Below are 22,928 nucleotides of genomic sequence, written 5' to 3' on the forward strand. Positions count from 1 at the left end.
GATACATTCCTTTCATCCGTACGATGAATTTGTTTTTATTTCATTACAAATCCTCCAGGTGATCTTTGCACCCATTCCAGGTGAAGCGACAGGCCTCATTGGCGGTTACCTCTATGGCCCTCTCCTGGGCACGATCTATTCCACCATCGGTCTCACTATCGGTTCGTGGATTGCCTTTCTCCTTGCCAGGGTATTTGGTCTTCCTTTTGTGGAAAAGACCGTGAAACCTGAGATTATCAAGAAATACGACTATGTCATGGAACATCAGGGGGCTCTTATTTCCTTCGTCCTCTTTCTCATCCCGGGATTCCCAAAGGACTACCTATGCTACATCATGGGGTTGAGTCACATGACAACAACAACATTCCTCGTCGTTTCCACAATCGGCAGGTTGTTTGGGACCACCTTGCTTTCCGTCTGTGGAAGTTACGCCCATCACCACCAGTATGGCGCTCTCATTATTGCTTTCGGTGTGAGCGGTATCTTTATTATACTGGCCTACCTATACCGGGAAAGATTAATAAAAATATTAAGGAGAAAAAAATGATATAGTTCATACAAAAATACACGATTTCAGGCTTAATACTAAAAAACGGGGTCTAATTTACACAATATGTCATGAATAATCTTGTCTTTGAGGGCTCTTGTACTCCTCTATGATAGATGGCAAATCGTTTGCACTGATATGCATATTCACTCCAAATGATTTTGTCGATCCAGCGTCAGCTTGAATGATTACTAAACTGCCCATTGCATACTATACATCAGTATCTCTTTCTATTGGTTTGTAACTCTTTTTTTATTGTGATCTTTGAACGTCAATAAGGACAGTTTATTGACCCATTTCTCAGCCTCTTGAGTTATCGATAGCTTAAACCATTGATAGTGTAGTATTTAGAGGCTATTTTAGACCCCGTTTTTTAGTATTAAGCCCGATTTCATCAAAAAACACTTTTAAATGAATCCGATACTATTTGTGTGTAGATGCACTAAATATTCTTCGACTTCCACTCATGTGTCAGGGAAGGGGACTCCTATGAGAAGACAACGGCTGATTGATTCACAGCACACTTGTCAGCACTGTGGAAATGCCCTGTCATCATGACATCGACAGACATGGTCGCTAAGCGCTCTTATACGACCGTGTCCACTTGAGAACCTACACCCGTTGCCGATACAGCGGAAGCTCCAGTACCCCGGGACTGTTCGTTTTGCTGCAAGAGGCCTAAGATGGTATCGGGGTTCATCGTGAGAAGGTTGATGTTTAGGAGATTCTACGAGTCCACCGTCGAGAACTGCGCCGAATCTTTAGTGCTTGTGGAAGCACTCTCGTTGTTTGCATTCTGTTCCTGCACCAGAATCTTCTGAACCAACCCGGGGCTTGCCTTCATCAATTCCTCGTTTTCCGCGCCCATGAGTATGCTTATCATAGGGTCCGTCGAGTCCTGGCTTCCACCGAGCAGCGTATTCACCATGGAATCCCCTGACATTTGGCCGTTCAAGCCGAACATGGAGGACTCGGCATTGAGGAAAACTTCGCTTTATATTTTTGATACCAATCCGCCTTCATTCATATAACTTTGTTGCCTTCGTCGTCATCTCCTCGACGTACTAAAATGTACGCCTCCGTCGCCTCCTCTTTGTCGCCCGGGTACCCTCTGGGTGCTATCTTTGAATCCGAATTGGTATGAGATTACTCGTGAGGCTGACCGTGTCGGTAACGGTGCTCTGGGTGCTCGCCGATGCTGTTTGGCTGTTAGCGCTTGACTGCTGGCCCGTCTGTTGGGTGTGCTGGTCAGGCCAATACTGTAATTGCGCCCCTCTATTTGCCGGCTGCGGGTTGTGCAGGTTGACCCTGCCTGCTGTCCATCATAATAGGCATATCCTTGAGCATATCCCACGCTCTGTCCCTTTCTTTCATGTCTTCTCGCCCGTTTGCATCACTGGAGTCTATTGAATACACGGTCTTCTCCTTGTCCTGCGTTACATCAAGCCCGTCTTTTCCAAAAAGAGGTGAGATTGTAGCCCGGGCACAAGAAAGAGCAGGATACTGCTGATACAGAGGATCCGGATAGGGTTTATACTTTTCGATGTCTCACAACCTTTCATGCGGATTCCTTTTCAAATAATTATTCGCTATCCAGACCGGCTCGGGTCTCGTGAATGGTTAGTTAAACCGGTTTCCCTATCGCCCATGGGGTCAGGTTACCGAACCCGTCAGCAATCTGTTCCAGGAAAAAACTTCCTCTGTAGGAAAAGCTTTCCGCTTGATCAATAGAACCCTATATGACCTATATGCACGTCCTTCGTAAATCCCTTTCAAACCGTGATATCGATATTGAACGTAGCTAATTGAAGGTTGGTGCCAGTTCCAGAGGCCGCGGTTGTTTTCTGCGCTATGTCCTGGGCCAGAGTCGCAAAGGCTTTCTGAGCCCCTGTAAGGTCGCCTGATTGAAGGGCATTGCCAACTGCCGCAAGGTCATTGCTTGGCTGGCTGTTTCCCCCGGTCTGCTGAACGCTCTGTGACTGGCCCACACTCTGCAAATCCTGATTCAATGCAGCAAAGGCCTTCCGGGCCCCAGCAAGATCACCGGAAATTAAGCATTGCCCAAGGTCCGTAAAATCTTTCCCTATCTGCTGAAACTGGCTCGGTGTAGCGTTTTGGCTAACGGTTGTGCTTGAAGTAACACCAGAGACAAACATAATGTACCTCTTTAAATGAAATTTAAACCCGATCTTCTAAATGCAAACGGCGTGCCAACCTGCAGGAATTCGGAAAACATTCCATCAACGTGGATCATAGCCTTTCCCTTCACGGGCATTCGAAGATATTTGACCTGCGTTACGGTTGTACTTGAAAGAAGAAAAAAGGACAGGCTGCTTCCCAGGAGCAATGGTTGTGGGGGGCAGAAACCACTTCAACTCCGATTCCGGCAATATCTGCCTGCCGGGAATAATTTTCCCATATTCTATCCACAGGACAAGCGAGAAAGCGTGCTACACCCCCTGTAAAGTGCCGTCAAATCAATATATTATGCAGCATGAACAGAGGAGGCACGACTATTGCATAAATAGTTTTGGTACTCCAGACCAAACATTTACAGGGGCAAGTCGGGGTTACCCATATCAGAAAGGAGGGAATCAAAAATGATCAGCGGAATAAGCGGAGTAGACAACTCTTGCTACCTGCAGCACCTGCAACAACTGCAACAATTGCAGCAGTCTCAATCCAACGGCCCCTCTGCGGACCAGCTTTTCAGCAAAATCGACATGAACGGAGACGGCTCCATAAGCAAGGATGAGTTCGCGACTTATCAATCGAGCATGGCGAAACAATTCGAAAGCTCCATAATGGGCTCTCAGACGGACTCGACCTCAGCGTTCCTCGCCTTGCTTCAGAGCGCGGGGTTGGCCACTGCGGGAAGCAGCACTTCAACGACAGCAGCTTCCAATTCTACGACGTCTCAAAAAAGCAGCACAACGACGGACCAGCTCTTCAGCAAAATCGACACAAACGGAGACGGTTCCATAAACAAGGATGAGCTCGCGAAGGCGGGAGCGGCAATCCACCGTCACCACCATCACGGTGCGCACAAAGCGGGCTCGAAAAGCGGCTCTGCGTCTCCTCTGAACCAGCTCTTCAGCAACATCGACACGAACGGAGACGGCTCCATAAGCAAGGATGAGATGATCACGTTTTTTACGAATCTCGGCGCAACGACGAACTCAAGCACGACAGTTGGTAACAAACTGACAGCGACCGTTTAAAGGAACGGCAAATGATGATCCGGAAGACTTCGTTCTTGTCACAACCATTAAAAGGGACAAGTCTTAATTCACGGATCAGGATAGCAGGCACGCTATTTACATGTAAGGTAAACCGACTCGCCCCTCGACGACATGTAAAAGCTTCTTTGTTATGATCGGCTTAATTGACCGTAAACTTAAGGCGGAGGACGCATAGCGTTTCAAAAGCTATCACAGCGAAAGCGGTCGGCTAAGCGAACCGGCCCGAGGAACGTGCATTAAGAACTCCATCACGTACCAGTACAGGTAGCAAGCCTTCTCTTTCCGGTAGTAATCGTCAATACTTTCAGAATCTCTGTTCCAAACATTTGTGTAGCTCGCAGGCGCACATTTCTTCCTGTCACTCAATGATTGACTAATTTTGGGAATCATGCAAGAGTATCCATGGTAATCGTTACATATTTCCATCTGGTTCCGTGAGGGGCTGATACCAAATGTTGTATGGTTGAAATACTGTGGCACCGCCTGGAAGACAGTCGGCAAAAGGAGAAAGCAAATCAAAAGACGAGGAGGACACAGACCATGAAAAAGACATTTGGAACGGTGGCAGCTGCAATGGTTGTGTTTTTTTTGATAGGAACTTTTATTACCGCTGAGCATGTCACAGCCGGGGAGACGGGTAAGGGGGGCGGGCGTTTCATCGCCTATGACAACGGGACGGTTCTGGACACTGGGAGCGGGCTAATGTGGGCAGCGAAGGACAACGGGTCGGATATTAACTGGCAAGACGCTATGAGCTATTGTCAAAATTATCAGGGAGGTGGGTACACAGACTGGCGGATGCCGACACTGGATGAACTGGCAGGACTGTACGATGCGGACAAATCCCGTCCGTCAGCATACAATCGTGACTATAACATTCATGTCGCAACGGAGTTGATTGATATTACCCATTTCGCTCCCTGGGCATCGGAAACCAGCGGTTCCACCGCCGCCAACTTCAATTTCTACAATGGCAAGCGGAACTGGAGTCAAAAGTCGAACGACAACATCACCCGGGCACTCCCGGTGCGCAATACCAAATAGGTCATTTGGTAATGCAACACACATTGGGGCAGGGGAATATATTGTAAGCACACTTGATGTCTTTGCCCCTCATTCATATAACGGCATTGTTAATGGATGTCTTTCTTTGATGCCCATAGCGTTGAATTCAAGACAGATTCCTCAACGGGAGATGGCCGCAATCTCTTCAAAGATTTCCACGATCGGGGCTTCTGCCAAGAGATCATCAAACTTCTTGAACAACTGCTGAAGATACGGCGTGGACATGTGATAGTCAACCGCCGCTTGATCCCGATATTTTTCGTAAAATAAAAATTTACCAGGATTCTTTGGCGCGCGATGGAGCACATACGCCAACGCTCCTTGCTCAGCTTGTACATGGGGAACCATGGCTTTTAACATATTTTCCAATTCAGGTTCTTTTCCACTTTTGGCCTGTAAAATGGCATTTATAACAATCATCAGAAGTTCTCCTTGTCATTTCTGTTTTTTTTCTACATGTGTTTCTTCATTCGACAGGGGAATCATCGCTCACCCAGTCAATTCTGTATTCTCCCCTGTCGTGGACGATTTAATTCTTTTTTATATGCTGCATACTTGCTCTTATAGGTCCAGTCTGTCGCTTCCCGAAACAAGGAACTGATAATTATCATGAAACTGGTCGTAAATGCCCTTAAGGTAATTTTTCCATTCTTTGCATTTATGTATTTCATCATGGATACTATTTTGCATTATAATAAAATTTAGTCAAATAGTTTCATGCGCCGGAATTTCCCTGCTTGCTACGAGCAACAACCATGAAGCGTGCATGAGTCTATTACAGGGACTTGCGCCTGTCTCCGTAAGGGGGTTGCCCCCTCCTTTTTTAAATGTTCAAACAGCTTAAACCGCTTAAACGGTTCAAACAGCCCGAATTACTTGAACGGCTTGAACGGTTTTATCGGCTTGAACGGTTCACTTGGAGTCTCCCCCTCTCGCTCGCGGTGCTCGCTGGGTAGATTCCAACACCCGTGTAATACCACGGGTACCCAACGACGCAAGGCAGACTACCACGCTTTCAAGCGTGGGCGAATGCCTTATTATTCACACAACGCGTGTATATATTCAGCGCCACGGGCTTGCCCGTGGGAATCTATGATCTTGCGGTTCTTGAGCGGCTGTCTTTGACAAGGCTGAAGTGGAGACGGTTTTGTTCTACGTCAGCGAGTGCGACTTTGACTTTCACTTTATCGCCGATGCGGTATGTCTTTTTCGTTCTTCTCCCCATGAGCCTGAATTTATCTTCCTGGAAGATGTAATAATCATCATGAAGTTCGCTGAGGAGAACCAGCCCTTCCACGAAAAAATCAAGAAGCTCCACAAAAAAGCCAAAAGAGGTGATATGTGAAACAATCCCTTCATATACCTCACCTAGCTTATCTTTCATGAAAAACACCTTGATCCTGTCTTCCAACTCTCTTTCAGCTTCCATGGCGACCCTTTCACGCTCTGAGAGGTGTATTGCCATGCGGTCAAGCTCCTGTTCAGGAAACAGTCCGCCTTTATCTCCCTTTGCATAATTGGCAAGTGCAAGTTTGAGCGCCCTGTGACATACGAGGTCAGGGTATCTCCTTATGGGTGATGTAAAGTGTAGATAGCAATCTGATGCCAGCCCGAAATGGCCTTTATTTGAGGCCGAATATTTTGCCTGCTTCATGGACTTGAGAAGGGTCTTATTTATCAGGAATTCATATTGTGAGCCACTCACGCTTTTTAAAAGTGATTGAAGGTATCCGGTAGTCCCGTTGACTTTCTTGTGATCTACAGGAAGGTTCTGCAAAAGCCTTTCAAAGTCTATCAGTTTCTCGCGGTCAGGATGTTCATGTATTCTGTAGATTGCGGGGATCTTGTTTTTAAACAGATATTGTGCTACCGCCTCATTTGCTGCAATCATGAATTCCTCGATAATCCTGTGGGCGAAGAGTCTCTCTGACCTGATAATGCCTTTCACCCCGCCTTCGATGTCCAGTATGACCTCCGGTTCAGGCAAGTCAAAATCAAGACTGCCTCTCCGGTTTCTTTTTTCTGCCAATATCTCTGCAAGCGCTTTCATGAGCTCTAATTCGGTTATAACAGCCTTCAGGTCGTTCCTTGTTTTTTTGTCTTTATGTATGAGCGCCTTTTCAACTTTAGCGTATGTGAGCCTCATGGCGCTTTTTATGAGCGATTTACAAAAGGATGTCCGGGTTAATGTTCCATCTTTTGAGAATGTCATTTTTGCTGTCATGGCAAGCCTTTCTTCATTGGGGTTCAGGCTGCATATGACGTTTGACAGTATCTTCGGGAGCATGGGGACGACTGTCCCCGGAAAATAGGTGCTTGTGCCCCTCTCGTATGCCTCTGTGTCGAGGACAGTGCCGGGAAGCACATAGTGGGAAACATCCGCTATGGAAACATACAGTTCGTAGCCATCCTTTGTTTTTTCTATGAATACGGCATCATCAAAATCTTTTGCAAATTCGCCGTCAATTGTGACGTGTTTGAGTGCACGCAGATCAACCCTGTCATGACCGGCCTCATCTGAGAGCCTTACTTCATTTATTTCGGTTTCAACTGTTTTCTTAAACCTCTGCGGAAGATTGTATTTAAATGCCACAAACTGGGTGATGGATTTTACATCATTAAGCCCCCCAAAGACCTTAACAATTTTACAGGTAGGGTCTTTCCCATCTTCAGGATACTTCAAAATCTGGGAGGCAACGAGGCTACCCTCGGCTATTTGCTTATATGCCGGATTCTCTATGATGAAATGATGCGGAACCTTTCCATCTTCAGAAACAACATACCAGATATTTTTTAACTGTTTTGCATACCCTGTGATATTTTTTGTCTTTCTCTCGATAACTTTTATTATCTTTCCTTCTTTTTTCCCTCTTACGGTATGTTCTATCCGCGCGATGACTTTATCGCCGTGGAAGGCATTTTTTATCGATCCTGACGGGATAAATATGTCTTTCTCTCCCTCTTTCTCGGAAATTAAAAATCCATTCCCGCTTCGTGTGCACCATAATGTTCCTGACTGGAGATTCATCTCGTGGGGTATTCCGTACATCCCGCTTTTGAGCATTATAACGGCACCCTCTTTAAGCAAATCCTTTATCAGCACTCTTATTGCCCTTCGTTCGGACTTACTTATCTGAAGAACCTTTTCCAGTTCCTTCAGACTGACCGGTCTTTTCGAGTTTTTTAAAACTTTCAGAAGATTTTCTTTATTGAGGGTAAGGACTTTTTTTTGTTTTATCATATATTTATTGAAATCCGTTTAGGGATTAAAGCCTGGAAGGCATTACTGTTTTTTCTGGCGGAGAGGCAGGGATTTGAACCCTGGGTACGGTTTAACCCGTACACTCGCTTAGCAGGCGAGCACCTTCGGCCAACTCGGTCACCTCTCCATGGGCCAAAGTATACTTGTTTAAGTATTAAAAATCAATAGTTAAGAGGCGTATATGCTTGACAAACATTTTTATGACAGGTAATTATTATTCCCTGGGAAAGAAAACAAACCAAAACAAAAAACGAGATTGCCAAGCCCAAAAAACGGAACTTACAACGTCAATGAACAGAAAGTTGTTTAAGAGCGATATAACAGAGGTTTTAAATGCCCGGCATGAGTTGCTGAGAGCCATCCGGGATTTTTTTTATTCCCGCGACTATATTGAGGTTGAAACACCTAACCTCATGAAAACTGTGCCGCCAGATCCCCACATTGACCCGCTGGAGGTGTTTATAGAAGATAAAGGACCGTTTTACCTCCATACATCTCCCGAGTTACACATGAAGAAACTCCTGCAATGCGGGGCTGAGCGTATATTCCAGATATGCAAGGTTTACAGGGTGGAAGAGTTTGAAGAAGTGCATAACGTCGAATTTACCATGCTCGAATGGTACAGAAGGGGAACATACGAAGATGCCATAGAAGAAGTTGCTGAACTTGTTGAGCATGTGACGGGAATGAAAAAACCTTATAAGGTCTATGATTTAGAGCGTCTGATTGCAGACCGGACAGGGATTAACCCTTTTCAATATGACAGGGATGAATTTTACAAAGCGCTTAAAGGGAAAGGGTTTGCGGGTATTGACGAAAAAGATACCTGGAATGACCTTTTTTTCAAGCTTTTCATCCAGGAAGTCGAACCTGAGCTGAATCAAAACAGACCCTATTTCATAAAGGACTGGCCGATGTCTATATCAACTATGGCAAAAAGGAAAAATGTAAATAAAGTTGAGCGCTTCGAGCTGTATATGAATGGCCTGGAAGTAGCGAACGGGTACACGGAACTCCTGGATCCCGTTGAGCAGAGAGCAAGGTTTATCAACGATAACGAAGAGAGAGAAAGGCTTGGCAAAAAGACATTTGAGATTGATGAGAATTTCATTGAGGCGTTATTGCCTTTAGAAGGCTCATATACCGGCGTTTCCCTCGGTATTGACAGGCTGCTCATGGTTCTCATGGGTAAAAAGACGATAAACGAAGTTTTGGTAGTGCGAAACTGGTAGTCGCAGGCTTTAGCGAAAAAGCCATGAGCTAATTTCAGAGTGTAAACTTGTAGAACATTATCCCCAGATATTCTTTTATTGCAAGCGATATAACGGCTGTATTGCCTGCATTTGGCAGATAGCTGAAGACATCATATTTCATTCTTGATGTCTTATAACCGGTAGGGAAGGGCAATACTTCCTTGAAATGCTTGTCAAAGAGCATTTTTGACCTTTTCATATGATAGGCATTCGTTATGAGAACTATTTTTGTAATCTTGTGTTGTTCGGCTAATTCTTTAACGTATCCGGCATTTTCAAAAGTGTCTTTGCTCCTGCCTTCAGGTAATATATAACTTTCGTTAACCCCCAATGATAAGAACAGCCTTTTCGCTACTTCTGATTCAGCTATTCTTTCACCGATGTTTCCCCCTGAAAAAATGATAGGTTTTTTGGATAATTGAAAGAGCCTGAATGCACATACGACTCTTCCCAGTGCATCTTCACCAGGAATACCTTTTCCATCAATGTCAGGCGCATTGTCATAGACGCCTCCGCCGAGCACTACATAGGCTTCATATGTTTTTACTGTGTTGACAGGAGGAGGCTTAAAAGCGTTTTCAAGAGGCAGTAAAAACAGATCTTTTGTAGGCTCAATGCTGAAGACATATAACAGGATTGCCAGAGACACTATGAGCAGTTTGAGTCTTTTTTTTAGAAATATTGCTCCCAGTAGGAGTAATACAATGAATATGCCCGGCGGCAGGATTGAAAATGTGATTATCTTTTTTAAAATAAACATGGTTTTATCAGTTTACGGTTCACAGTTACTTCAGTGAATAGTGAATAGTCAAAGGCATTTTTTAAGCTCATTGTCATTAGTGTTTTGCCATATTTTCATACCCTTAAAATTTTTAATCTTATCTTCCATTTTCTATCTTCCTGTTTTTACTATTCACTAACGACTATTCACTATTCACTGTCTTCATCTCTGTCGGTACTTTGCAATCAGCTCTTTAATCTTTGGTATCGCTGCCTTTGCAGCCTTTATCCCTTCTTCCATGAGCACCTTTTTCTGTGTAAAATCAAAGATCGAAACGCCTTTTGTATCCGGTTCGATTATGACATCTGCATATTGGAGCTTTGTTTTATTGCTCTGATGCATCACGATGTTCACCGACTGCCCGATAATATCTACCACTGAATTGATGTTGTAATCTTTGATGTCTTTAAGGAGGTTGACGGCGATGACGATGTCTGCCCCCTTATTTCGTGCAATGTCGCAGGGAATGCTGTTTGTTACCCCGCCGTCAACGAGCAATCTGTTTCCGAATGTAACGGGGACGAAGATGCCCGGGATAGCAGATGAGGCCCTGATTGCCCTTGAAAGAGAACCCTTTTCCAGGATGATTGTTTCGCCTGTATTTAAATCTGTAGCAATAGGGTAGAAGGGTATTTTTGTATCCTCAATTTTCTTTACTTTAACTGTCTGGTCAACAAAGGTTTCAAGCTTTGTACCCTGTGCAGGCCCGAGTTTGGAATAGATGATTGAAAGATCGAGGACGTCGTTTTTATCAATTTTAAAGGCAATCCACTCAAGCTGGAAACTATCCGGATTTGAGGCGTAGATACCGCCAATCAGACTTCCCACGCTGGTGCCGACAATCATATGGATGGGTATTTTTTCCTGTTCCAGCGCCCTGATTACGCCTACATGGGCGAACCCCTTTGCCGACCCTCCGCCAAGAACGAGTGCAATTTTCGGTTCCCGTTTTTCCTGAACCCTGGGTACCACCTGTGGCGTTGTCTGACAGGAAAAAAGGAACACGCAGGCTACAAAGAAAACGAAAAAACAGGACATCTTTTTACTTTTATCTTTTGTCTTTTTCACTATTCACTATTCACTATTCACGGTCTTACCCGCTTCACGCATAACGCTTCACGACTATCATACACGTTGTCCGACATAGGGGTTGTATACCTTTTCTCTCCCTATAGTGCTTTTTGGCGTGTCGCCGTAGTTATGGCCAGGGGCTACTACGGTGTCATCAGGTAGTGTGAAAAGTTTTTTATGAATGGAGGATGTTAGAATATCCGACGACCCGCCAGCAAGATCTGTTCTCCCGACGCCTCCAACAAACAGGGTATCACCCGTGAAAACAATGCCTTTATGATAGAGAGAAATGCTTCCCGGTGAATGACCTGGCGTATGCAATACCTGTAAAGTGGTTTCTCCTATAGCAATTGTATCTCCATCCCTGACAGTTATATCTGCCGGAGGGGAGGGTTCGGCGCTGAACATACTCATCATTTGAGGAGATTGATTGATGAGACTGGTTGACTCCTTTTCATGAATAATAATCTGTGCATTTGTTAAATCGCGCATCCGTCTGTTGCCCATGACATGATCAATGTGTGAGTGTGTGTTTAATATGTATTTTATGGTGTAACCCTTATCCGTTGCTTCCTTTACAATTCTTTCGCACTCCCCTGCGGGGTCGATAATAAGCGCTTCTTTTGTGACCTTACATCCCACAATATATGCAAATACAGCAAATTGTCCCACTTCCATTTGTTTTACAAACATAGCGCCTCCTTGAGCTGTTTATAATAATATGTTTTACTTGGGTTTTCAATTTATTTGATGGAAATGTCCAGGCATGATAAGGTAAAAGTTAATTCTGAATTGCATTGGTGTCAATAAGAGGGTTAGAAAATTGCGAATTGAGAAAAATGCCGTACATCGTACATAGTACATCGTACATCGTGAAAAGCTCTTAACGAAGTACGATGTACGAACGACGGATTTTATTACGGATTACGAATTTCGGAATGGACATAGAAATTGAAAAGAAAAACATAACAAAAAGAATTTGGAGGGGAAGATGAAACCTGTATATATCGAAGCGAGGGACCTGCCTGATGCATGGTTTCAGTGTCTCTATAAACTTTTTGAGGATGAAGGTGTCCATGAATATGTAATAAGCAGGGGCTCTTTTGAAGGCCAGAAGAGGAGAGAATTTGATATTGTTATGATTCATATCAAGTATCCGGGGACTCAACCGCTTATACCGGACATACCTACAGAACTTGGTATTCCGGCGCCTACAAGCATAGAATATGTTGAGGAATACCTTCAATATCTCATGACAGACAAAAAAGCGGATAATGAGCTTTATACCTACGGAGAGAGATTAACCAACCCGAAAGTGTGTATCGAAGGACAGGAATGCACGCTTGGAGTAAACCCTGTTCAGGAAGTCATCAAGATATATAAAGAGGGGAAATTCGGGACAAACCAGGCTATCATGGAAATCGGCATGCCCCAGGACATCCTCGTTGAAGACCCGCCATGTTTGAGGTTAATTGATACCCGTATTACGGATGGGAAACTCCATTTTGTACTCTATTTCAGGAGTTGGGACCTCTGGGCCGGTTTTCCGTCAAATCTTGCAGCCATCCAGATGCTGAAAGAATATATGTGCCATGAAATCGGCGTGGAAGATGGTACGATAACGGCAATCAGCAAGGGACTGCATCTGTATGAGTATACCTTTGACCTTGCCCTGAAACGCCTGCGACGGTAGTAAGGCAGTGAATAGTGAATAGTTTCGGATTGCGGATCTGTTTTTCGCTTGAACCCTTGGTCCCTCGACCCCTTGAACCCTTTTTCGGTTACGAGGAACGAGATACGGTATTATCGTGAACAGTGAACAGTGCATAGTGAATTAAACCGTGTGCATTGAGATCTTGTTGTACGTTTCTTTGATGTGTTTCTGGACAGTCTCAATATTCGAATGTTCTGTTATTATTTCAGTTTCATATGAATGTGAAGCGGGATTATGGATTGTGAAGAACAGAGTATTTTCGTTCGTCGGGATCATCTCTGCGAAGAATACTTTCTGATAAGTGATTATTATACCGTAATGCGACGATTCGATATAGATATCTTTACAGTAGTAGGCAGTATAACTCAGAAGCTCATTAACCACTTCCTTGAAGGCCGAAGACTGTATTTTATCAATATGATCTTTTACATATACGTTCTGGATGCGTCTGTTTATATCCAATTCGAAGGAATCTTTCTTTGCCTGGTTCCCAACAACTAATGCAGCAAGATTATATGTATAGTCAGTTATTTCGGAGTAGGTATAGGAATCCTGTTCCCATAATTTGTGGAAGATGAGAGAAGCCTCTTCCCATGTGAATTCATTTTCTGCATCTATAAAAATGTTTTTTCTTACTGCCCTGTTAAAGAAATTTTCTATGCCCTTTTTTTCCAGCCGGCTATCCACATAAATACTCCATATCTGGTTGTGCCGGTCTTTCAGCCGTGGTTCCTTGCTTTCTTCCGGTGCAATGTGAGGGTTATAGCGGAAGTGTGGATTTAAAACATCATAGATATACAGGAATAGACGGTATATTCTGCCATAGAGAAAAGTGCTGTCCTCCCAGATGGTGACCTTCACATCAAGGTGGTCTTTTTTCCTTTTTATAAGTGCTTTTTCATTCCAGGGAGAATCTGTTTCTTCAATATAAATATGGCGTATCGAATGGTCAATGCCTAAGATGTTGCTTATATTTTTTGTAGTTGTACCTGTTTCTTCCACTTAGAATTCGCCTTCTAAGCCATACTGACTAAGAAGCAATGTTTTTGTTTTCATCCACTGAGAATCGGTTTCTAACGAAAAGGGCACTGTTTCAAGGACTTCTGATAGATATTTTCTTGCCCTTTCAGAATCTCCTTTTTTTGCATAAATGTAGCCCAGATTGTACGATGTCGATTCTTTTATGCTGCTGTATTTCGGCACAATTTGTTTTATCCTTTTTTGTTTTAACATGATTTCTTCCCTGTTGTTTTGTGCTGTCGATGGGTCATTAATGATTTTTTCGTATTGTGTTTGAACAAGTTTTGCAGTAATGAGGACATCTTTCGTATAACTGTATGTTTTTTGGTAGATTCTCAAAGAAGAATCGAGGTCACCCTTTTTTAACAGTTCGTCGGCCTTTTTGACATAGGTTGTAATATTTGCATCAGTTATTGCAGCTTCTTGCGTTGTTACCGGCACCGGTGGTTTTTTTGGTTTTTTCTCTGCCCCGAAAGATATACATGGGGAAAATAGTGTTAGAATAATGAGGATATTTAATATGTTTTTTAAAATTGATTTTGTCATTCAGCCTTCTCCTTCGTTAAGATTTTTTTGGAAAAACATGTTGAAAAGATTTTTTAATGGCGGTGCAGGGAATTGAACCCCGGACACTGCGGATATGAGCCGCATGCTCTAACCATCTGAGCTACACCGCCGTGCTGTTCATATACGATATAACTACTCGTATTGTCAACAATATATTGGCAATTCATCAATGTTTTATGCTATATATGGCAACAGTTAACGCGAATAACGGAGGTGTTATGAAAGTACTTGTAACTGGTGGTTGCGGGTTCATCGGTTCGCATGTGGTAGACAATTTTATTGCAAGCAATCACGAAGTGGTGATAATCGATGACCTCTCTTCAGGAAAAATGGAAAACAAAAATAATGCCGCCAGACTGCATGTTGCTAATATATGTGACGATTCCATTGAAGAAATTATTAAAAATGAAAGGCCTGATATAATAAATCACCATGCTGCACAGATTTCTGTCCCCTTATCCGTGGAAATACCACTTTATGATGCCGAGGTGAATATAAAGGGCACAATCAGGCTCCTTGAATTATCAAGGAAATACGGGGTGAAAAAATTTATATTTGCGTCTACCGGGGGTGCTATATACGGAGATGCGGACAAAGTTCCCACTGCTGAAGATTATGTTCCCGAACCGGCATCGCCCTATGCGATTTCCAAATTTTCAAGCGAAAAATACATAAGGTTCTATTATGGTCAATATGGGCTTCAGTATACGATTTTACGATACAGCAATGTATATGGTCCAAGACAGATTCCTCATGGTGAGGCGGGTGTAGTGGCAATTTTTACGGAAAAATTGCTGACAGGCGAGCACCCGAAGGTTTATCATTTTCCTGAGGAGGAAAGAGGGATGATACGCGACTATTGTTACGTCAAAGATATTGCAAATGCGAGCTTGATTGCTGTAAAAAATGAGAATGTCGGAATTTATAATATAGGCACAGGGAAGGGTACATACACCCTTGAGCTGTATAAAAAAACGATCGATGCGTTAAGGAACAACGGTGTTGCCGTTCCCGAAATTTTTAATGAACCTCAGCGCGGTATTGCCAGGGCAGGTGATATAAGGGTAAGTACGCTCAATGTCAGAAAGGCAAAAGACGAAATAGACTGGGAAGCGAAATATAGTTTAGAAGATGGTTTAATTGAAACGGTGGATTGGTACTTACATAAATGAAAATAAAGGTTCTCGGTACGGGAACATCTATCCCGTCCTTAAAAAGAGGTTCTTCTTCGTACCTTGTATCTGCCGAGAAATGTAATATTCTTGTGGATATAGGGCCTTCTGTGGTGAGGAGACTCCTCGAATATGGACATACAGTGGACGATGTGGATGCTGTTTTTCTCACACATTTTCACGTAGACCATACAGCAGACTTGTCAACATTCTTATTTGCCTGCAATTATGGTTTAAAGCAGCGGACAAAACCCCTTATTGTAGCAGGCGGGCAGGGGATTCATAAATTCTATGCCGGCCTTTTAAAGATTTACCCGTGGATTTTACCCAAATCATATGAGTTTAGACTGCATCGTCTCCCTGGTGGTGAACTGAAGATTGGAGATGTTTTCGTGCGGACCACAAAAGTTAATCACAACAGGGAAAGCATCGGGGTGAGGCTTGAAAAAGAAAGAAGTCTTGTGTTTTCCGGTGATACGGATTATTCAACGAATCTTATTAAACTTGCACATGGAGCAGATCTTCTTATCGTGGAATGCTCTTTCCCGGAGAGAAAAGTGAAGGGACATTTAAGCCTGAGCATTCTGGAAAAGATAGTCAAAAAAGCTCAACCGAAAAGGGTTCTTATTTCTCATCTTTATCCGGAATGGGAAGGCTTAAAAGGAATTCTCCATGCACCATATCTCATGGCAGAAGACGGGATGGAAATGGAGCTCTAAGCAAATAGTTTGTCTAATTTCCTGCTTATCACGATGTAACCTTTCCTGAATTCAGCCTCGTATTTTTTTGATTTGTCCAGTTCAGCGATAAGGCTGTCCCCGACATGTTCGAGACATACAATCAATTTGCCTTCCTGCTTGAGGTATGTCATGCCTCTTTTAATATATGCCTTTGTGGCATCTACAACCGGTACTTCATCTTCCCATATGTAGCTCAACGCCGGCTGGACAAAAATATAATCATAAGCATTATGGAGGAGGAAAGGAAAATCAATTTCTAAATGGAAAAAACCGTGTTTACTGGCTATTTCTTTTGATTCCAAAAACCAGTTCTTCTTTCTTATAAGTTCCCATGTGGTCTCATCGCTGTCTAAACTAAAAAGCATGTCGCGAATTTTCTTGTTGTCGATGATTCTTGCAAAATGGGATGCTGTAATCACATCCATTACATCCCTTATTCTCTCTTTGTAAATATTTAATCTGGCCTTCATCTCATTTTTTATCTCAACGTCTTCTTTGATTTTATCAGAGAGGGAAAAATAGAGCTTATACATTTCCTTAAATTCATGTATCAAGTCTTTTGGGTTTTTGTTGAACAAGCCCATCTGATCTTTTTCATCATAGTAGTATGATATATCTTGAATTGCCATCCCGATAAGGGGGTTTCCTGACTTGTAGTAAGGTGCGTTTGAGTTGAAGCGGGTCTTTAAAATATTAATCATTATATCGAATGTCAGATGTGACCTCTCTATACCGTATAATATATGCTCGAGTATGTATTTTTTGAGTGAATATTCATCTTCCCACTCGGCAACAAAGGTATTCTTGTCACGGTAAGGAAGCACAAAAGAGAGGTATGAAAGGCCTTCAACGATCTGTGAACTCATGGAGCCTAAACCAGGCGTCATATCGAGTATTTTGAGCTTAAAAAGGTCTTCTTTCGTGTAACGGATGTTTTTATTGTCCAAGAATATCTCTTCCATGTTCAAATTTGATTCATAGCCCTTTTTAACAAAGAGATAGGTAAAAATATCCAGGGCATCATATTTATTAATTATGTGGGGTGCTTCGTAAGCATGTTCTTCTATTTTTATGCCTCTCTCGTTGAGAAATAATTCTGTAAGCGGGAGACTTTCGTGAGGGGAAAGCTCTTTATATGCCTGTATGAGCTTCGGGTATATCTCGATTCTCTTTTTAACTCCCGAAATGGAGTTTTTGCACGTAACCCTTTTTTCCCTTAAAACTCCGATGAGTGTCTTTCTTTCATCTTCTATAATCTCGGGGAGCATATTTTTAAGGCCATTTAATGAAAAAATGTGGAAAAAAAGGTGGAGCGTCTCTTCGTTTCCCAAAATAAGTGCATTTTCAATATCTATTTCAATGAGTTTTTTTTCGTAAGAGTTTGGTTTTTTCAGGAGGATCCAGTTTCTCCCGTTTGTAAGGATTCCCCAGGGGGTCTTGACATTTTTCAGAATGTAAATGAGTTGATATACGGGGATTTTATTTTCGAATTCTAGATAAAAACCGCCTATGCCTTTGTCCAGAGATCTCCCGTACCGTTTAAGCTGAAGAAGCCCGATTGCCCTGCCAAAATATTCTTTCGTACCCCAGAATTGAGAGGCCTTTAACTTTTCCTGTTCATCGGTGAAAAGTGCAACATCCGGATTTTTCACGCTTTCTTCAAAAAATTTTGGTTTTGATTCGTAGGCATACCCGAGTATTTTTAGAATGGGTTTTATAAGATGTATTTCTGTATGAATCTCGCTTGCGAATTTTTTAATATCCTGAAATTTGAGTAAAATGTCGGAAAAAGAGGTGTATATTGTGTTTTCTTCTGGTAATGATAAGATTTTATCAACACCCGATGGGGATATGAGTGTGTTTCTGACTATTGAAGGATGCATAATGAATAGATGATAATCGATTTATCGGTGGTTAGTCAAGGAGAGGAATATCTTTTTCTGTTTTATCTATCCCCATTTTCTGGATTCTTTCAATTTCTCTGAGCTTCATTCTTATGATAACAATGAGACCGATAATGAACATCCAGAAAATGGCAAGATTCTGGTAAATTGTATATTGATCATAACTGACGGATGGGAATACTTCAATTTTGTCTTCTGCCCATGCAATGGCAGCACTTGAAACGATAAGCGCCAGCGTTGAAATGAAGCGTTTCATATGTCTATCTCCTAAGTAACGAACCCAATAACCGTCATAACAACAAAATATAAGGTGTACATAATTCCGATCCAGGTAAATACAGGGCTTGGCTCACCACGGCTCGATTTTCTGTCAAAAAACGGGATAAGAAAGAAGAAAAGAATGCCACAGGTGATGAGAATAATAGCAATTGTCTCGCCATTGAGGCCGAGGATTTCTCCCGGGAAAAGTTTCAATGTTTGGAAGAGAAATAAGAAATACCATTCGGGTTTGATGTTTTCGGGTGCCGGTGCGAGGGGGTCTGCCTTTTTCCCTATCTCAGGAGGCAGAAATACGGCAAGCGTTACCATGATGCCCAGGACAACAAGCCAGACGATAAGGTCTTTGTAAAATAAGTTTGGGAAAAAGGGTATACTTTTATGTGGTTTTTTTTCCAACGAAAGAGGGACGCTCATCCCATGAACCTGGACAAGGAGCACATGAACACCGATAAGGAGCAGTGTGACTATGGGGAGAATGGCTACGTGAAACGCATAGAACCTGGTCAACGTGTCGCCGGTCACATCAATGCCGCCCCTCAGAAAGGCTTTAATGAAACCGCCTATAAAAGGAAGATTCCCTGCACCGCCTGTTGCGACCCTCACCGCCGCAAAGGCCCTTTCATCCCACAGCAATAAATAACCGCTGAGCCCGAAGAAAATCGATATCTTGAGGAGCACGAAACCCGTTACCCATGTGAGCTCCCGTGGTTTTCTGTATGATTTTAAAAGAAGTGTGCTGAAAACATGAATGAAGAGAACCAGAGTGGCGAGTTGCGCCCCCCAGTGGTGGATTGACCGGAAAAACCATCCCATATTGAGCTTTGTTACTATTTCGATGATACTTTTATGGGCATATTCTAAATGGGGTATGTAATAGAAAGAGAGTACCATCCCGGTGATAAACTGTAAAATGAAGAGAAACATGGCAATGCCGCCGGTGTAGTACCATATTTCGTACTGATGAACCGGCACGAGCTTGTGTGTGGCAAGTTTCTTGATTGCCTCAACATCGTAACGCTCTTCTATCCAGTTTTTAAGCCTTTGGCAGCTCAACCTTGAACCCCTTTCTGGCAATAATCAGTTTTTCACTTTCCACCTTTACATCGAAAAGTTCGAGAGGTTTTGGTGGTGGTCCTTCAATATTTTTTCCATTCTGATCAAACCAGCCTTTATGACATGCACAATAAAATTTTTTATCTTCCGGTTTATAGGTGACATTGCATTCCATATGGGTACAGACACCTTTTAACGCAGTGGTTGAGCCGTTATCCTTTTTAAAGAAGAGGCCCAATTTGCCACCCCAGGCAAAGGGTTTTACGGAATTGAGGGGAATATCGAGGAAATCGGTAGCTTTCAGGACAACAAAATCAGGCTCTTTCCCCAGCGTAGGAAAGGCAAATTTGAAAAGTGTATACATACTGCCGGAAAGTAAAGCAAGTACCCAGCCGCCGAATAATGTATTCAGGAATGTCCTTCTTGTCACAAGGGAGTAATCAATCTTCATCTTTTTCCTTCCCGAAGATCTTTTCCATTTTGTTTTTCACGAGGGTTTTTCTCAGGCCTACTATGGAGTCGGTTGGCCTTACATCTTTCGGACATGCATCAATACACCTCAGAAGGGTGTCGCAACCCCATACCCCCTTATCATTATTCACTGTTTCAAGGAAACTCTTTGACCTTTCATCCCTTGAGTCGAGTGCAAAGCGCTCAAGCTTTGCAAGTGCTGCCGGACCCACATAATCGGGGTCCCTCGATAACACCGGACAGGCTCCGTAGCAGGATGCACAGAGTATACAGTTCACATTTTGATCAATCCTCTTTCTTTCCTCTTCGCTTTGCTGGATTTCTTTTTCCGGGTCGGGGGTTTTTCTGATGAGGTATGGTTTAACTTTTTCGTACATATTCCAGAATGGGGTCATATCAACAAAAAGGTCCTTTATAACGTTCATATTAGGAAGAGGCTCAAGGATGATTGTATTTGATCTGAAGGTTGCAACCTGGGTCCTGCAGGCAAGGTCTATCTTACCGTTTATTACCATGGCGCAGGAGCCACAGACTGCTGACCTGCATGAAGACCTGAAGGACAGCGTTCCATCGATTTCGTCCCTGATACGCAAAAGAACCGAAAGGATTGTTAAACCTGTTATTACCCTGATGTTGTATGGTTCAAAATGGGGTTCAGTCTCGGGTTCTTTTGCATCATAGCGGAGTATTTTGAACGTATATTCGTTTGCTGTGATCAATATTTTCTCTCCATAGGCTGATAATTCGTTATTGTCACCTTTTTGGAAGAAATGACCGGTTCGCCGTCTTTTCCTATTTTTGCAATCGTATGTTTGAGCCAGTTTGCATCGTCTCTTGTATTATAATCGCGCCTGAAATGAGCGCCACGGCTTTCTTCCCTGAGATATGCCCCCAATGCAATCGTATGTGCTACTTCAAGCATGTATTCAAGCTCTATGGCATTTATAAGTTCGTGGTTCATATGTAATTTTGAAGATGAAACATGGACATTTTTGTATCGTTCCTTTATTGCAATAATATTCTGTACTGCCTGTGCGAGTTCTCCTTTCTTTCTAAATATTCCCACAAGCGAGCTCATTGTTTTACTCAAATCAGAAAGAATCTTAAATGGTTTTTCATTGCCTTCATGTATTAATCGGTCAATTTTTTTCTCTATTTCACTTTTCTTATTAAGAAGAAGTGACTCGTCTAATTTTACTTCGCCGTTTTGTAAGTATTCATCGATTGCAAAGGAAGCCAATTTACCAAAAACTATTGTTTCAAGAAGGGAATTGCCCCCCAACCTGTTTGCTCCATGGACACTCACGCAGGCACATTCCCCTGCACCGTAAAAGCCTTTTATATCGGTTTCACATTTCTCATTTGTGTCAATTCCACCCATAGAATAGTGCTGGCAAGGCATGATGGGGATTGGTTCGAGTATTGGATCAATGCCGATGAAGTCAATGCAGATGTTCCGTATACCGGGGAGCTTTTCAAGGATTTTCTGGGCGCCAAGGTGTCTCAGATCAAGATTGATGTATTTACCTAAAGGATGTTCAAGTCCTCTTCCTTCATCGATTTCTGTCTGAATGCTCCTTGAGACAATGTCTCTTGGTGCGAGTTCCATGGCATTTGGTACATAACGTGCCATAAACCGCTCGCCATCTTTGTTTGTCAAATAGCCGCCTTCACCTCTGCATGCCTCAGTCATGAGGATGTTTGTTCCAATGAGTGCAGTGGGATGAAATTGAACGAATTCCATATCCTTGATGGGAACATTTGCTTTATAGGCAATTCCGATACCACTCCCGGTATTGATAAGGGCATTTGTGGAATAGAAATATACCCTGCCGTAGCCACCCGTAGCAAAGAGAGTTGTCCTGGCCCGTATTGGAACTATTTCTCCATTTTTAAGATCAAAGGCGATTACACCGTGGCACATGCCACCATCAGTGACAAGGGCTACGACAAACCATTCGGGGTAGAATCTTACGCCTTTGGCAATGGCCCTTTCATTCAAAGTATTTAGTAATACATGCCCTGTAAGGTCTGTAGAATAGCATGTCCTCGGATAGCCTGCACCACCGAAGGGTCTTTGGGCGATAGAACCATCAGGAAACCTGCTGAAAGGGCACCCCCAGTGTTCCATCTCATAGACAATCTTTATTGCTTCCTGACACATGATCTCAGCGGCGTTCTGGTCTGCAAGATAATCGCTCCCCTTTACCGTATCAAAGGTGTGTTTTTCCCATGTGTCGTCCTTACCGTTGGGGTTATTTGCAAGGGCCGCATTAATCCCGCCCTGTGCTGCAATTGAATGTGATCTTATGGGATAAACTTTTGATAAAAGGCCTACGTCGTATTTATCACAGAGACCAACTGCTGCCCGAAGACCTGCAAGACCTCCGCCTACAATGAGGACGTCGTGATACAGCATGATTATGAGGTAATAGCGTAAATGTAAATAAGAGCCAACGAGATGATTGATGCAACCAGATTAGAGAGCAAAAAAAGCCGTTTTTCGTTTCTATATCCAAGGTCCATGATGATTGTTCTCAAACCGTATATGCTGTGAAACGTGAAGAGAATCAGGATAAGAACATCAAGGACGGGTTGTCTGTGTAAGCTCAACGCCCAGTCAGGCTTTTTGTCTTTTGTAAAGAGGAAAAAACTTGTGAGGATTTTTATCCCAAAAAGAATTATTAGTGAAACGCCGCTTATCCTGTGAAAAAGCCATATAAACATAATGTATACAGACTTCTATCAATTGAGCATAATTTTTGTCAAGATAATTTTGCAGCAATA

Annotated in this window: 24 protein-coding genes and 2 tRNA genes; 7 read left to right on the plus strand and 19 right to left on the minus strand. The window is 42.9% G+C overall.

Annotated elements, in window-relative coordinates; translation table 11 throughout:
• On the plus strand, positions 1 to 547 hold a 547-nt coding region (locus NTX75_09835; GenBank protein ID MCX5816522.1), incomplete at its 5' end, for a TVP38/TMEM64 family protein.
• A 727-nt stretch (positions 548 to 1,274) separates the two neighbouring features.
• On the opposite strand, the gene NTX75_09840 is transcribed toward NTX75_09835, so the two are convergent.
• The 3 genes from NTX75_09840 to NTX75_09850 form a co-directional block, all read right to left on the minus strand.
• Positions 1,275 to 1,475, minus strand: a complete 201-nt coding sequence (locus tag NTX75_09840) for a hypothetical protein (GenBank protein ID MCX5816523.1) — start codon at positions 1,473 to 1,475, stop codon at positions 1,275 to 1,277.
• A 347-nt stretch (positions 1,476 to 1,822) separates the two neighbouring features.
• Complete coding sequence (locus NTX75_09845; GenBank protein ID MCX5816524.1) at positions 1,823 to 1,963, minus strand: hypothetical protein; 141 nt, start codon at positions 1,961 to 1,963, stop codon at positions 1,823 to 1,825.
• A gap of 356 nt (positions 1,964 to 2,319) precedes the next feature.
• Complete coding sequence (locus NTX75_09850; protein MCX5816525.1) at positions 2,320 to 2,703, minus strand: hypothetical protein; 384 nt, start codon at positions 2,701 to 2,703, stop codon at positions 2,320 to 2,322.
• A gap of 621 nt (positions 2,704 to 3,324) precedes the next feature.
• On the opposite strand from NTX75_09850, the gene NTX75_09855 reads away from it, so the two are divergent.
• The gene (locus tag NTX75_09855; protein MCX5816526.1) at positions 3,325 to 3,768 is read left to right on the plus strand and encodes an EF-hand domain-containing protein; all 444 of its coding nucleotides are present in this window, start codon (positions 3,325 to 3,327) and stop codon (positions 3,766 to 3,768) included.
• A gap of 561 nt (positions 3,769 to 4,329) precedes the next feature.
• Complete coding sequence (locus tag NTX75_09860) at positions 4,330 to 4,833, plus strand: DUF1566 domain-containing protein (protein ID MCX5816527.1); 504 nt, start codon at positions 4,330 to 4,332, stop codon at positions 4,831 to 4,833.
• 141 nt (positions 4,834 to 4,974) lie between these two features.
• Here NTX75_09860 and NTX75_09865 read toward each other — a convergent pair whose 3' ends face one another.
• The 3 genes from NTX75_09865 to NTX75_09875 form a co-directional block, all read right to left on the minus strand.
• A complete protein-coding gene (locus NTX75_09865) occupies positions 4,975 to 5,274 on the minus strand; it encodes a putative quinol monooxygenase (protein MCX5816528.1) in 300 nt (99 codons plus the stop codon).
• Between the two features lie 670 nt (positions 5,275 to 5,944).
• Positions 5,945 to 8,095, minus strand: coding sequence for a ribonuclease R (rnr, locus tag NTX75_09870; protein MCX5816529.1), 2,151 nt, complete (start codon positions 8,093 to 8,095; stop codon positions 5,945 to 5,947).
• A 55-nt stretch (positions 8,096 to 8,150) separates the two neighbouring features.
• Positions 8,151 to 8,243 (minus strand) — tRNA-Ser (locus tag NTX75_09875).
• Between the two features lie 163 nt (positions 8,244 to 8,406).
• Here NTX75_09875 and epmA point away from each other — a divergent pair.
• Positions 8,407 to 9,348 (plus strand): EF-P lysine aminoacylase EpmA, encoded by a 942-nt coding sequence (gene epmA / locus NTX75_09880; protein ID MCX5816530.1) that lies wholly within the window; start codon positions 8,407 to 8,409, stop codon positions 9,346 to 9,348.
• Positions 9,349 to 9,382: 34 nt separating this feature from the next.
• Here epmA and NTX75_09885 read toward each other — a convergent pair whose 3' ends face one another.
• The 3 genes from NTX75_09885 to NTX75_09895 form a co-directional block, all read right to left on the minus strand.
• On the minus strand, positions 9,383 to 10,129 hold the full coding sequence (locus NTX75_09885) for a YdcF family protein (protein MCX5816531.1): 747 nt from the start codon (positions 10,127 to 10,129) through the stop codon (positions 9,383 to 9,385).
• Between the two features lie 183 nt (positions 10,130 to 10,312).
• Positions 10,313 to 11,218 (minus strand): patatin-like phospholipase family protein, encoded by a 906-nt coding sequence (locus NTX75_09890; GenBank protein ID MCX5816532.1) that lies wholly within the window; start codon positions 11,216 to 11,218, stop codon positions 10,313 to 10,315.
• Positions 11,219 to 11,275: 57 nt separating this feature from the next.
• On the minus strand, positions 11,276 to 11,914 hold the full coding sequence (locus NTX75_09895; protein MCX5816533.1) for an MBL fold metallo-hydrolase: 639 nt from the start codon (positions 11,912 to 11,914) through the stop codon (positions 11,276 to 11,278).
• Positions 11,915 to 12,212: 298 nt separating this feature from the next.
• On the opposite strand from NTX75_09895, the gene NTX75_09900 reads away from it, so the two are divergent.
• The gene (locus tag NTX75_09900; protein ID MCX5816534.1) at positions 12,213 to 12,914 is read left to right on the plus strand and encodes a thymidylate synthase; all 702 of its coding nucleotides are present in this window, start codon (positions 12,213 to 12,215) and stop codon (positions 12,912 to 12,914) included.
• Between the two features lie 141 nt (positions 12,915 to 13,055).
• Here NTX75_09900 and NTX75_09905 read toward each other — a convergent pair whose 3' ends face one another.
• The 3 genes from NTX75_09905 to NTX75_09915 all read right to left on the minus strand — a co-directional run bounded on the left by NTX75_09905 (position 13,056) and on the right by NTX75_09915 (position 14,632).
• A complete protein-coding gene (locus NTX75_09905) occupies positions 13,056 to 13,937 on the minus strand; it encodes a hypothetical protein (protein ID MCX5816535.1) in 882 nt (293 codons plus the stop codon).
• Positions 13,938 to 14,501 (minus strand): tetratricopeptide repeat protein, encoded by a 564-nt coding sequence (locus NTX75_09910; GenBank protein ID MCX5816536.1) that lies wholly within the window; start codon positions 14,499 to 14,501, stop codon positions 13,938 to 13,940.
• Between the two features lie 57 nt (positions 14,502 to 14,558).
• A tRNA-Met gene (locus NTX75_09915) sits at positions 14,559 to 14,632 on the minus strand.
• Between the two features lie 108 nt (positions 14,633 to 14,740).
• Here NTX75_09915 and NTX75_09920 point away from each other — a divergent pair.
• Both NTX75_09920 and NTX75_09925 read left to right on the plus strand, forming a co-directional pair.
• On the plus strand, positions 14,741 to 15,694 hold the full coding sequence (locus NTX75_09920) for an NAD-dependent epimerase/dehydratase family protein (GenBank protein ID MCX5816537.1): 954 nt from the start codon (positions 14,741 to 14,743) through the stop codon (positions 15,692 to 15,694).
• Complete coding sequence (locus NTX75_09925) at positions 15,691 to 16,413, plus strand: ribonuclease Z (GenBank protein ID MCX5816538.1); 723 nt, start codon at positions 15,691 to 15,693, stop codon at positions 16,411 to 16,413. The genes NTX75_09920 and NTX75_09925 overlap by 4 nt, the downstream gene beginning before the upstream one ends.
• Here NTX75_09925 and NTX75_09930 read toward each other — a convergent pair.
• From NTX75_09930 to NTX75_09960, 7 genes are read right to left on the minus strand one after another with little or no spacing between them, the layout of a single operon-like run.
• Positions 16,410 to 18,317 (minus strand): hypothetical protein, encoded by a 1,908-nt coding sequence (locus NTX75_09930; protein MCX5816539.1) that lies wholly within the window; start codon positions 18,315 to 18,317, stop codon positions 16,410 to 16,412. The two genes, NTX75_09925 and NTX75_09930, sit on opposite strands and share 4 nt — an antisense overlap.
• Before the next feature lie 31 nt (positions 18,318 to 18,348).
• Positions 18,349 to 18,594, minus strand: a complete 246-nt coding sequence (locus tag NTX75_09935; protein ID MCX5816540.1) for a hypothetical protein — start codon at positions 18,592 to 18,594, stop codon at positions 18,349 to 18,351.
• A gap of 11 nt (positions 18,595 to 18,605) precedes the next feature.
• A complete protein-coding gene (locus NTX75_09940) occupies positions 18,606 to 19,670 on the minus strand; it encodes a cytochrome bc complex cytochrome b subunit (GenBank protein ID MCX5816541.1) in 1,065 nt (354 codons plus the stop codon).
• Positions 19,651 to 20,121, minus strand: a complete 471-nt coding sequence (locus tag NTX75_09945; protein ID MCX5816542.1) for a Rieske (2Fe-2S) protein — start codon at positions 20,119 to 20,121, stop codon at positions 19,651 to 19,653. The genes NTX75_09940 and NTX75_09945 overlap by 20 nt, the downstream gene beginning before the upstream one ends.
• Complete coding sequence (sdhB, locus tag NTX75_09950; GenBank protein ID MCX5816543.1) at positions 20,111 to 20,860, minus strand: succinate dehydrogenase iron-sulfur subunit; 750 nt, start codon at positions 20,858 to 20,860, stop codon at positions 20,111 to 20,113. Before sdhB ends, NTX75_09945 begins: the two co-directional genes overlap by 11 nt.
• Entirely contained in the window at positions 20,857 to 22,560 is a 1,704-nt protein-coding gene (locus tag NTX75_09955) for an FAD-binding protein (protein ID MCX5816544.1), read from the minus strand. Before NTX75_09955 ends, sdhB begins: the two co-directional genes overlap by 4 nt.
• 2 nt (positions 22,561 to 22,562) lie before the next feature.
• On the minus strand, positions 22,563 to 22,868 hold the full coding sequence (locus tag NTX75_09960; protein MCX5816545.1) for a hypothetical protein: 306 nt from the start codon (positions 22,866 to 22,868) through the stop codon (positions 22,563 to 22,565).
• Positions 22,869 to 22,928: the final 60 nt, after the last annotated feature.

The sequence above is a fragment of the Pseudomonadota bacterium genome, from assembly GCA_026388315.1.
GTDB lineage: Bacteria > Desulfobacterota > Syntrophorhabdia > Syntrophorhabdales > Syntrophorhabdaceae > MWEV01.